This window comes from Peribacillus muralis (assembly GCF_001645685.2).
In the GTDB taxonomy this organism is placed as follows: domain Bacteria; phylum Bacillota; class Bacilli; order Bacillales; family DSM-1321; genus Peribacillus; species Peribacillus muralis_A.
On record NZ_CP017080.1, the window covers coordinates 1792707 to 1804873 of the forward strand.

A 12167-nucleotide genomic window follows, 5' to 3' on the forward strand; every position below is an offset into this window, starting at 1 on the left:
TAGGACAAACTTTTTAAAGAAAGAATGGGGTAATTCTTAAATTTTTCTTAAATTGTTTTTTTGTTTAGATCATTCAATACCATTTTTTGAGGCAAACGAACTTCGAATACTGTACGCTTAAAACTGCTTTCGGCAGTAATTGTCCCATCATGCTGCTCCACGATATTTTTGGCAATGAATAAGCCTAGACCAGTGCTATCCCCATGATGAGTTCGAGCTTTGTCACCTGTATAAAACATATCAAAGAGATGTGGCAGCTCATTTTGGGGGATGAGATCACCGTAATTCACAACTTGAACAACTAAATTCCCTGAATGTATGAAGCCATTAATATCCACAAACTGACCATCGCTTCCATAACGATTCGCATTGGTTAGAAGATTTTCAAACAAACGAGCTAAAAGCTCACCGTCGGCCACAATAAATAATTGATCGGGAATATTCATACGTGCAGTCAAATGATTTTTCTCAAAAACGGGAAATAATTCTTCCGTTAATTGATTGAGCAAATCAGTTAAATTAATTTGCTTCTTATTAACAGGAAGCATACCATAGTTCATTCTCGTTATTTCGAATAATTCATCTATAAGCCGTTCTAAACGCTGTGATTTGGTAAAGGCAATCGTTAAAAAATGTCTGATCTGCTCTTTAGTCAAGTTTTCATCTTTAAGCATTAAATCAATATAACCCAAAATAGATGTAAGTGGTGTACGCAGATCGTGTGCTAAATTTACGACCAGCTGATCCTTGCTGCTTTCAGAAAAATCTCCTCTTTCTATTGCTTCTTTCAACGTTTCACTTGCCAAGTTGATATCTTGGGCAATATCTTTGAATTCGTCATTTGATTTAATTTGAACTGTGTATGAGAAGTCTCCCCGAGCGAGAAAATGTATTCCGGTTGAAATTTCGTTGAAATAGGTCGAATAGCGCCGAGTAAGTAAATAAAAAAACAAAATCGATAGCGGGAGGAATAGTAGTAAAAAGAAGTTAATGTCGCCCATTCCATTCATCATTTGACGATAATAAGTCAGTCTGTCCCCAAACTGGACATAGGTATGATAATAAATTTGAAGTCCTTTAAAAATTAAATAGGTGATGATACCAGACAGAAGCATACTTAAACCAAATAACAACACCATCTTTGAACGAAAGCTGCGTACTACTTTAGCCATTGAATGCATATCCAACACCCCATACAGTTTTAATCCACTTATTCTGTTGTTTATTTTCTTCAAGTTTTTTTCGTAACGTACGGATATGGACCATAACGGTATTTCCACTTTCAAAATAAGCTTCGCCCCACACATTCTGGAAGATATTTTCCACGCTATACACCTTCTTCGGATGACTGGCTAATAAATATAAAATATCGAACTCTTTAGGGGTAAGTTCAATATTTTCACCATATAAATGAACTGTGCGCTGATCAGCAGAAATAATGAGACCACCAAATTCCAAGGTCTTTTTATGATTGGTTATAGGCTGATTTAACTTCGTGAAACGCCTCAACTGAGCATTTACACGAGCAACCAATTCCATGGGGATGAATGGTTTGGTCATATAATCATCTGCTCCAATAACAAGTCCGTGTACCTTATCGAAATCAGAGGTTTTAGCGCTCAAAAATATGATAGGCATATTATGCCCCTCGCGGATGTGACGGATTACTTCATATCCATCCATTTTCGGCATCATGATATCCAGTATCAGCAAATCAATCGTTTTTGTCTCGGTAACATGAAGGGCTTCTTGTCCATCAGACACTTTAATTACATGGTACCCCTCTTTTTCTAAAAGGATGGCAATTAAATCTGCAATTTCCTTCTCATCATCAGCCACTAAAATTGATATTCGTTTCATCCATTCCCACTCCTATAAAAAATTACAAACTAATTGATTCTTGTCATACGAAACGCTATAGCTCTGGGCCTCATTATGACTGATAATTTATGTAGGCTATATTATTATTATTTTCCATTATAGCTCCACCTACTTCAAGAACCTGGCCATTTTTCTCAACTGTTTCTAATACTATTGCTATCCAGCCGTTTAAGCAACCTTCAATTGCTCTCATTATTTCTCGCTTAACTGGTTATGGTGATTCTCGTTTTAGCAACGGAAGCTAGTTAAAAAGAAAAAAAGTACGCCGGTATGATTATATGAGCGTATAGGGAAAGAGTGGAAGGGGATTACGGAATGTGCGACTAAACGGAACATGTCCGAAGCAAGAGAGGGCGTTAATTATTCAGCCATGATTGCAACAAAAGTGATATGTAATGATAAGCGATGGAATGAAGTGACTCCATCGCTTTTTTGTTTTCAATAATAATAATATTGGGGGTTAGCTGGAATTTGATGGTTATATGCAGCAGGATAGACCTGGTTATCATATTGATTGATATATTGCGGATATTGCTGCTGCGGAAATTGCGATTGTTGTTGCTGGTGATGTTGTGGCTGTTGCTGTTGATGCTGCTGTGTTTCTTCTTCAGTACTTCTTTGGCAGTTGGCTGGTGGTCCGATGAATGTTGCCGGCTGTACGGGGGCAACTGCTTTTTTCCATTGGTTTTCATCCATGCAATAAGTGTGCGCCATAATATTTGCTGGTGTCAATTTCAAAATATCGGAACCAAGCACGACTTCAGGAGTTGGCGCATCAAAAATGGCCAGCAGATGTGTATTATCGGAATTAGCTACTTCATAATGCCACCAGCCTTGTGGAACGTTTGCGACTTGACCTTGCTTAAGCGGATAGTTTTGAATTTGTTTCGTGAAAGGATTTAGTAGCGAAACCGTTGCGGCACCAGAGATACAGTAAACGAGTTCAGCGGCATTTTGGTGATAATGCGGTTCTACGACATTGTTCCTGCTGAGGTAGATATCTAGTAAAGAAACATTTTCAAGCGTGTTTAGTTGTTTGATACCTACTACATTAATATAGTTTTGATCATCTTTTTTAAAGAGATTGCTATTATTGGCATCGAAAAAAAATTGCGTGGAGGGGGATGTATAATCCATATATGAAACCATGAAAGTATCATTCCTTTTCTAAAGACTTGATTCTGCAGGATATGTTCGTTGTCAATTAAATGTGCAAATGCCTAATCATTTTTTGTACCATTAACAAGAGTGATCATTTTAATGGGGATCGATCGTTTAAAAATATGGATGGAATTAAATAGTTTTATGTTGGATTTCTATAAACTGAAACTGTTAATCTGAATGTTTTGCATAATCGAAATTTTAATAAGCAGAATTTTCCCATTGCGTGTGTTTAAATTAGAGTGATATAATGTTTTTTATGATTTTAAAGTTAAACATAGGAAGTGGCTAAATTGTCGAACAATTCAAAAGAGAGTAAATTTGTCCCGTACGTTTCTGCATCTAAATCTTTACCGGAGTTGACTGTAACGGCAATAATCCTAGGGATTATTCTTGCAATCGTCTTCGGGGCAGCGAATGCGTACTTAGGACTGCTAATTGGTTTAACTGTCTCTGCTTCAATACCCGCGGCGGTAATCTCAATGGCTATTTTAAGAGGTGTTTTTCGCAGGGATTCCATATTAGAGAACAATATAGTGCAAACGATGACCACGGCTGGTGAGGCAATTGGTGCCGGTGCAGTATTTACCATACCGGCATTATTCATGTGGGATATGGACGTGAGTCAAGCATTCATCATTTTCGTTGTTTTAACCGGGGGATTCTTGGGGGTCTTCATGATGGTGCCCCTTCGTCAGCTCCTTATTGTAAGGGAACATGAAACATTACCTTATCCTGAAGGTACGGCATGTGCCGAAGTACTGAAATCGGGAGAAAAAGGCGGGACCAGCGCCAAGCTGATCGGCGCCGGTTTAATCATCGGCGGTGTGGTGAAAGGGCTTGGTGATGGATTTAAGCTTTTTAAAACGGAAGTTGAAACAGGAATCACAAATTTTAAAAATGCAGTCGTTGGTCTGGATGCCTTTCCTTCCCTTTTGGGTGTCGGGTATATCATTGGACCGCGTGTCGCAGGTCAAATGCTAGGTGGAGGACTGTTGGCCTGGGTCGTTCTTATTCCGGCAATCAGCTTTTTTGGCAGCAGTAATGGAACAGCCATTTTCCCTTCCGAGGTACCGATTGGTGAATTGGATGCATGGGGAATTTGGGATAATTATATTCGTTATATAGGAGCTGGTGCGGTTGCAACTGGCGGATTGATTACATTGATCAAAACCTTACCGATCCTTTTCAGTTCGGTGATTGATACCTTAAAAGGTGTTAAAGCCAATAAAGGACAGCTTAAGGCTGGTTCAATCCGAACCGAAAAAGACATTCCGGCTAAATACGTTTGGTTGGGTATAATCATCGTCATTATAATCATTGCATTCGCACCTATTACGGATGTCGGAATCATTGGAGCGGTTGCCATTGCCATTTTTGGATTCTTATTCGTGACCGTGGCTTCAAGGGTTGTCGGGATCGTCGGAAGTTCTTCTTCCCCTGTTTCTGGAATGACGATCGCTACACTATTGATTGTAGCGATTGTCTATAAAGCTACTGGTTTTACTGGTACCCAAGGAATGGTTGCCGCTTTAACTGTCGCTGCAATCATCTGTACCGCTCTTGCTGTTTCAGGTGATGTATCGCAAGATTTAAAAACAGGTTACATCGTGGGCGGAACTCCTTGGAAGCAACAAGTTGCGATGATGATCGGTGTTGTGGCGTCCGCTTCAGTCATCGGTTTTATCTTGGTGCTGATGGATAACGCCTATACGATGGGATCTGCAGAACTGCCTGCACCTAAAGCGGCTCTAATGAAAATTCTTGCTGAAGGAGTTCTTGGTGGAGACTTACCTTGGACGCTTATCTTTATCGGTGCAGCGATTGCCATCACATTGGAGTTTTTCGGTTTGAATTCATTAGTAGTGGCCGTAGGCATCTACTTGCCGGTTCATACTAGTGCGCCAATCATGATTGGTGGATTTATACGCTTCTTCATTGAATTCTTCTCGAAAACGAAAGAAGCACTTAAAGCACGCGTCGATAGAGGTGTATTGTTTGCATCTGGCTTGATAGCAGGTGAGTCATTGATAGGTGTGCTTATTGCCATCCTGATCGCTGCCGGTGTCCAAGTTCCGGCTGCAGCTAAATTGGCCAGCAATCTGCTGCCATTCCTACTATTCCTTGCTTTAGCTGGCTTGCTTTGGTACGTTTCCAGCAAAGGGAAAAAAGAAGATGCTTCGTAAACGCCAAAGAGAAAAGAGGAACCTGTTAACCATGGTTCCTCTTTTGGAAGGACGGGTCACCTTGGAGCAAGGATCTTCGGAAGCGACTTTTTTAGTCATCCAAAGAACCAACTTTGTGGAACGAATGACAATTCGTTTTTTAAAACAGCCTTCAGTTCGTAAAATCAAGCTCGATAAGTTTGGCGCATTTGCCGTTAATCAAATGGAGTATAAATGCAATGTCAATCAGATTTCTGAAGCGATGAGTGAACATTTCGGTGAGGAAGCGGAACCATCTTTGCCACGGTTGGTGAAATTCCTGGAAATCCTTGAGGTCCATGAATGGATTGTCTGGGATGAGGAAGAAGATAAAAGCTAAAGATTTTTTTGTTTGATATGATCTCCTTAAGGTAGACCGTGTAAAAAGGCCACAATCATTCGTGGATGCTACATACCTGCTTTAAGGGGATTTTTTATTATGTCTAAAAATCGGTGATGATTCCCATTATGACTGAAAGCCTTATACTGTGTATGACTGACATGCTTTGCACTGACAGGATATCAACAATCCTTCGCGGACAGTGAATCTCCTTTCCCGCAATATTTAGTTTAGATGAATACTTCACATTCTGAAAGTAATGAATGACTATAAGTAACCTCTTCATAATCGTTAATTGAATTCAACACTTTTTCGCTTTCATGCTAGAAACCGCAATCAAGGGGACGCTATGCAAGCTGTATTTTCTCCTGAAGCAATAGCAAGAGTCCATTTAATTAATAAAGTATGTTGGTGATGGTTCACGTCGCGTTTAATCATATATAGTCTAAGCAGACTCAAATAGATCGAGTCTGCTTTTCCACCTTCTAAAGTAAGGATTCTAAGTAGGATATTCCGACTTCCGTCATTCTTGTTCCGCCCCGGCCTTTACGTTTTATGATCAGTCCTTTTTGCTCAAGGTCTTCAAGTCTTCTTCTCACCTGCTGTGGGGACAAGAAGAGGCTTGCATGATGTTCTTTCGTTTTTGCTGAAATATATTCCCTGCTGGCTGCTTTTCCCGTTTCATTGCATTGCATAACGATCTCTAGAATCATTCGATGTTCGGATTGCTGCAGGGGATTTTGTGGCGGGGATTCTATATCTGCCGCTTGTTGAGCTTTCTGATACTGCGGCAAATCATCTTTGGTCAATACCGTTCCATTACACACTGTCAGCATATAATCCAGTGTGTTTTTAAGCTCGCGAATATTGCCGTCCCACTCAGCTCGGATTAACCTATCCATCAGTGATTGCTCCACTTTTATCCATTTTCCGTTCTTTGTTATGTAATGATGGATCAAAAGGGGAATGTCTTCTCTTCTCTGCCTAAGTGGTGGAATGAAGAGGTGAAGCACATTTAAACGGTAAAATAAATCGTTTCTGAACGTTTGTGCTTTCATTTGTTCCTCGATTTTTTTATTCGTTGCAGTAATGATGCGAATGTTAATTGGGATTATCTTCGAGCCGCCGATTCGTCTGATTTCCTTTTCCTGGATAACCCTTAATAATCGGGATTGCATCGATAAACTGATATCTCCTATTTCATCCAGGAAGATGGTGCCGTTATCGGCAAGCTCAAACAGCCCTTTTTTACCTCCGCGCTGACCTCCAGTAAATGATCCATCCTCATACCCGAATAATTCGCTCTCAAGCAGGCTTTCAGATAAGGCGCTGCAGTTTACGGGCAGAAAAGGTCCGTTTTTTCTATAGGAGTGCTTGTGAATGGCATGAGCAAACAATTCTTTGCCCGTTCCTGACTCACCTTGAATGAGGATGGGGTGTTCTGCTAATGCAAGCTTTTTTGCGATCTGTTTAAGTTCAATCATTTTAGGATTTTCACAGAAAATGTCATCAAAGCTATACTTCGCGTAAAAACCTGTCTCGCGATATTTGCGCTGTGCTGTTTTTTCGATTTCGGATGCCTGATGGACACTTTTAAAAACAGTAACGATAGATTGCTCCCCGATCATTGAATGACGGTATACGACGACCTCAACACCATGAATGCTAAAAAATTGACTCTCTTCCACACCATCCCGGATAAAATGAACCACTTCGTTTTGAAGGATTACCGTATCGATCGGACGGTTGATGATTACATCCGCCTGAACTTGAAATAGTGCTTCAAGTTTTTGATTAAACACGGTTACTTCACTCGTTTCATTGATGACCAGTATTCCGTCATCAATGGTATTAACGACATTTTGGATATGGTGATAGACTTCTTTTGTCTCTTGTTGGGATAAAAGCAATTTTTGCTGCAATTCAATAATGCTTCTAATGTATCTTTCTGAAATTTGCAGAGCCACATTTCCATCCAGCCTGCAATGATCAACAATTCTTAAAATTGTGGTCATATCCAAAAGCCTGACACCGATATCCAAAACCATTGGCAAATAGGTGGGGGCAAGTTCTACTTCACCTGGAGATACAGCCACATCAATATCATCATAATAAGCATGGTTTTTCTTGTAAGCTACGAAGCGAACATGATTGATGCCAAGTTGGTTAAGAGATTGTATGAGTTCCAATGTGACATTGTATTCATCATTAACAACAAGTACGTTAGCTCCAGCTGGAATTGTGAGAAGTTTATCCAAATGTTCATGATGGACGGTGCGTTGTCCCGTTATAAAGGTCACGGCATTCATATTCTTTAAATGACCGACTTCTTTTTTAAGAGATTCGGAGGAGAAGAGGATGACATCAGCTTCAAGACCGGCTGGAAGGCCCTCATCCACTGCATAGCTATCAATGTCCAGATAATCACCTAAAAGCTGTTGAAGTTGCTGATGCAGTGTGTGCCTTGTCTTCATTCCGCCTGTCAAAAGGATAAGTGAAGGTTTCATATGGGCCCTTACCTTTCTTTGGTTAAATTGGTTCTATTATAGCACAATATTTGAACCAATTTAGACCATTGAACCGTTAATATCGGCTATACTATCAGCTTATAGATTGGTATTTCTAAATTTTCTTATTTCTTACCTTGCTCCAAATGCAGTAATCATGAAAGTATACAAACGAGTATAATTCTGCACCTTTCCATCTCCATTACCCATTCCATTTATACGTCATTTAGATCCCCGTCCAGCAGTCGCCTTATTAGTTGGCATGTATTTTGCATTATTAGTATACAAATGTTTATTTCTCAAAAAAAGAAAAGGAGAACCATGGAAGAAGAGGGAAGTATCATTTACTAGTTGAATGAAAAAAGGGGAGAAGCTTTATGGCTCAAGTCGAAACAACCTATCAACCGGAAGGAAATAGGAAAAAAGAGCGTAAAATTAATGTATTCGCATTACTGCTGGGTGTTTTGGTCATCGCAACTTTATTAACGTATGTGTTGCCTGCAGGGGATTATGGGCGCGTGGAAGTTGACGGAAGGACCGAAATAGACCCAGGTACTTACAAAACTTCCGAACAAACACCGGTTAGCCCATTTGGAGCGGTTAAAGCACTTCATACTGGTATGGTTGAAGCAGCTAATATTATCTTTTTTGTTTTGATCATTGGGGGGTTCTTTGGTGTATTAACCGCCACTGGGACGATAAATGTATTGATTACGACGCTTGCAAAAAGACTTGCAACCCGAGAGAAGCTGCTCATTCCGGCCATGATGTTATTTTTCGCAATTGGCGGATCACTTATGGGGATGGCCGAGGAAACACTCGCTTATATCCCATTATTGATTCCATTGGCGCTTGCACTTGGTTTTGACGTTCTTACAGGGACAGCCATTGTTATTCTTGGGGCTTCCGCAGGCTTTACGACAGCGGTAATGAATCCGTTTACAGTCGGAATCGCTCAAGGTATCTCCGAATTGCCGATGTTTTCTGGCATGTCGTATCGTCTAGTACTTTTCGTGATTGTTTATGCAGTATCTGTAACATTCGTCTATCGTCATGCCATGAAAGTGAAAAAGGATCCATCAAGTGGATTTTATGGAAAGTACAGCAAAAAAGAAGCTGATGTGCTTCATAATTCAAAAGAGAAGCTTGAAACCAAACATAAGCTCATTCTAGGTGCGTTTTTACTGAATTATGTGGTCCTTGCTTTTGGAGTGATCAAATACCAATGGTATATTACTGAAATTGCAGCTCTTTTTGTAGTTTTGACAATTGTCATAGGAGTCATTGGCAGATTATCTACGGATAAGATTGCGAAATCGTTTGTAGACGGATCTTCGTTATTGATTGGTGGAGCCTTAATTATTGGTGTTTCCCGGGCAACTCTTGTTGTATTAAATGAAGGGCATATTATTGACCCGATGCTTCATGGGGTTTCCGATACGCTAAAGCATATTCCGGCCTTCTGGAGTGTAATCGGGATGTATAACTTCCAAGCTATTATCCATTTTATCCTTGCTTCGGGCAGTGGACATGCGATGCTGACGATGCCAATCATGACGCCGCTTGCGGATTTGCTTGATATTACTCGACAGACGGCAGTTCTTTCGTTTTCATTTGCTGATGGAATCGGGAATATTATTTTTCCGACTGCAGGCACGCTCATGGCAGGCCTCGCAATTGCCGGTATTCCATGGACAAAGTGGGCCAAATGGGTGCTTCCGCTTGTATTCATTCAATACCTCATTGGTTTAGCCGCCGTTGTCATCGCTCATTTAATGAATTACGGACCATTCTGATCGTGTTAAGAAACAGCTTAGAGCAATTGGAGGAAAAAAATTGATAACTTTAATTAAAAATGCAGAAGTGTATGAACCTCAATATCTTGGCCGGATGGATGTGCTGCTTGCGGGTGGCAAAATAGTCCATATCCAAGATGAAATTGATCTGGATAACGTATCCATTGATGTGAAAATAGTAGATGGATCGGGGAAAATCCTCGTGCCTGGTTTCATTGATGCCCATGTGCATTTAATCGGTGGCGGCGGCGAAGGTGGCTTTAGGACACGGACTCCGGAATTGAACTTAACGGATGCTACGATGGCAGGCATTACAACCGTGGTTGGAGTGCTGGGTACGGATGGAACAACAAGACGGATCGAAAGTCTGCTGGCAAAGGCCCATGCATTGGGAGAAGAGGGAATTACGGCGTACATTCACTCAGGCTCTTATCAGATTCCGGTGAAAACCTTAACGGGCAAAGTAGAAGAAGATTTGATATTCATTGAGAAAGTAATCGGTGTAGGCGAAATCGCCATATCCGACCATCGCTCTTCTGAACCGACGCTTAATGAGCTTGTGAAGATAGCGGCTTCAGCTCGTAATGGCAGTTTAATTACGGGAAAGGCAGGGATATTGGAAATACATGTAGGCGATGGTGATCGCAGGCTCCAGCTCCTTTTTGAGATTCTAGAAAAGACGGATATACCGATTCATCATTTTCACCCGACTCACATTAACCGAAATCAAGATTTATTCGCAGAGGGGATCCGTTATGCAGAAAAAGGGGGATATGTAGACTTAACGACAAGCACCACTCCTCAATTCCTGGAGGAAGGGGAAGTGAAATGCAGTAGCGGATTGAGACAGATGCTTGAGAGTGGGGTGCCCGTTACTCAGATTACTTTCTCCTCGGATGGACAGGCAAGTCTTCCTTATTTTAATCAAGACGGTGAGTTCGCAGGTCTGCAAGTTGGCAATGTTTCTTCTCTTTACAACGAGGTCCGTGACTCCGTATTGGATGAGGGCGTTCCGCTTGAATCAGCACTCCAGGTTATCACATCTAATCCGGCTCGTATATTGAAGCTGAAAAGCAAAGGTAAAATAGGGGTGGAAATGGATGCTGATCTCGTGATGCTTAATGAAGGAACGTTGACCATCGATACGGTCATCTCAAGAGGAAAAGTGATGGTAGAACAGGGTGTCCCTATTATTAAAGGGACATTTGAAAAATAAAAGAATGATAGGGAGCTGAAGGAATGAAACAGTTAATGAAGGTGTGTATGATGTTAGGTTTGTTTGCTTTTTATTGCCAAGGGAATTTTGCACATGCTGCGAGCGGTGACTATCAGTATAGCAGCTCAGGAAACACGGGAAATGTAACGACTGCCACATCTTATGGCATTAACTTAATGGGAGGAGGCACGGACGTCGATGAAGCGATGCTATGGATGGCCAAAAAAGCAAATTCAGGTGACTTTGTCGTCCTCCGGACTTCAGGATCCGACGGATATAACCAGTATCTTTACGATTTGGCACAGAGTAATAACGCAAAGCTTGATTCAGTCGAAACGATCGTGCTGAACAACAAATATGCTTCAAGTGACTCGTTTGTGTTAGATAAGGTGCGTAAGGCGGAAGCAGTCTTTTTTGCCGGAGGAGATCAATTCAATTATGTCGATTTCATAAAAAATACGGCACTTGAGGATGTACTTAATCAGCTTATTCAAAATAATGTTCCAATAGGTGGAACAAGTGCAGGGCTCGCAATTATGGGGCAATTTGTCTATGATGCAAAAAATGGTTCCGTCTATTCAGATGAAGCACTGGCAAATCCAAATAACCGCTATATGACGTTTTCAAGAGATTTCCTGAATAATCGCTATGTATCAAGTGCGATTACAGACACTCATTTCGAACAGAGGGACAGAATGGGAAGATTCATAGGGTTTATGGCGAGAAATGTATCAGACGGATGGACGAATCAGGCTAAAGGCATTGCTGTTAATGAACAAACAGCTCTGCTCATCGAACAGGACGGAACGGCTAAGGTTGTTGCCCAGCCAGGTGGCAGCAACCAATCCGTATATATGGCGAAAACAACGGCCGCCCCTACAAGCAGCTCAGGCAAGCCATTGACTATAAAAGATGTTCAGCTCGTCAAGTTGAAACCCGGAAATACGTTCAATCTTCAGACATGGACGAGCAGTAATGGCTATTCCTATAAACTATCTGCCCTGTCTGGTGTCTTAAGTTCAACAAGTGGTTCAATATATGGAAATTAAAATAGGAGGAGTA

General features: G+C 41.1%; 10 protein-coding genes. 5 read left to right on the forward strand and 5 right to left on the reverse strand.

All coding sequences use genetic code 11. The annotated features are described in order from the left end of the window. Nucleotides 1-47: 47 nt before the first annotated feature. The 4 genes from ABE28_RS08600 to ABE28_RS08610 all read right to left on the reverse strand — a co-directional run bounded on the left by ABE28_RS08600 (nt 48) and on the right by ABE28_RS08610 (nt 3030). Nucleotides 48-1172 carry a sensor histidine kinase gene (locus ABE28_RS08600; protein WP_064464555.1) on the reverse strand — a complete coding sequence of 375 codons (1125 nt, stop codon included), beginning with the start codon at nt 1170-1172 and terminating at the stop codon, nt 48-50. After that, nucleotides 1165-1860: a vancomycin resistance response regulator transcription factor, VanR-F/VanR-M family gene (gene vanR, locus ABE28_RS08605; protein ID WP_064464504.1), complete on the reverse strand. Its 696-nt coding sequence runs from the start codon at nt 1858-1860 to the stop codon at nt 1165-1167. The genes ABE28_RS08600 and vanR overlap by 8 nt, the downstream gene beginning before the upstream one ends. Nucleotides 1861-1933: 73 nt before the next feature. After that, nucleotides 1934-2074, reverse strand: a complete 141-nt coding sequence (locus ABE28_RS24910) for a hypothetical protein (protein ID WP_156775710.1) — start codon at nt 2072-2074, stop codon at nt 1934-1936. Between the two features lie 245 nt (nt 2075-2319). Beyond that, complete coding sequence (locus ABE28_RS08610) at nt 2320-3030, reverse strand: cupin domain-containing protein (protein WP_083231999.1); 711 nt, start codon at nt 3028-3030, stop codon at nt 2320-2322. A gap of 305 nt (nt 3031-3335) precedes the next feature. Between ABE28_RS08610 and ABE28_RS08615 the strand changes: the two genes are divergently transcribed. Next, nucleotides 3336-5228 carry an OPT family oligopeptide transporter gene (locus ABE28_RS08615; RefSeq protein WP_064464501.1) on the forward strand — a complete coding sequence of 631 codons (1893 nt, stop codon included), beginning with the start codon at nt 3336-3338 and terminating at the stop codon, nt 5226-5228. Continuing rightward, nucleotides 5218-5586, forward strand: a complete 369-nt coding sequence (locus ABE28_RS08620) for a PqqD family protein (protein ID WP_083232000.1) — start codon at nt 5218-5220, stop codon at nt 5584-5586. Before ABE28_RS08615 ends, ABE28_RS08620 begins: the two co-directional genes overlap by 11 nt. A gap of 485 nt (nt 5587-6071) precedes the next feature. Here ABE28_RS08620 and ABE28_RS08625 read toward each other — a convergent pair whose 3' ends face one another. Beyond that, nucleotides 6072-8093, reverse strand: coding sequence for a sigma 54-interacting transcriptional regulator (locus ABE28_RS08625; protein ID WP_064464499.1), 2022 nt, complete (start codon nt 8091-8093; stop codon nt 6072-6074). Between the two features lie 377 nt (nt 8094-8470). Here ABE28_RS08625 and ABE28_RS08630 point away from each other — a divergent pair, with 377 nt between their 5' ends. The 3 genes from ABE28_RS08630 to ABE28_RS08640 are packed head-to-tail and all read left to right on the forward strand — an operon-like array spanning nt 8471 to nt 12154. Then, the gene (locus ABE28_RS08630) at nt 8471-9889 is read left to right on the forward strand and encodes a YfcC family protein (RefSeq protein WP_064464497.1); all 1419 of its coding nucleotides are present in this window, start codon (nt 8471-8473) and stop codon (nt 9887-9889) included. Between the two features lie 40 nt (nt 9890-9929). Beyond that, the gene (gene iadA / locus ABE28_RS08635) at nt 9930-11105 is read left to right on the forward strand and encodes a beta-aspartyl-peptidase (RefSeq protein ID WP_064464496.1); all 1176 of its coding nucleotides are present in this window, start codon (nt 9930-9932) and stop codon (nt 11103-11105) included. A 23-nt stretch (nt 11106-11128) separates the two neighbouring features. After that, nucleotides 11129-12154 (forward strand): cyanophycinase, encoded by a 1026-nt coding sequence (locus ABE28_RS08640; protein WP_064464494.1) that lies wholly within the window; start codon nt 11129-11131, stop codon nt 12152-12154. Nucleotides 12155-12167: the final 13 nt, after the last annotated feature.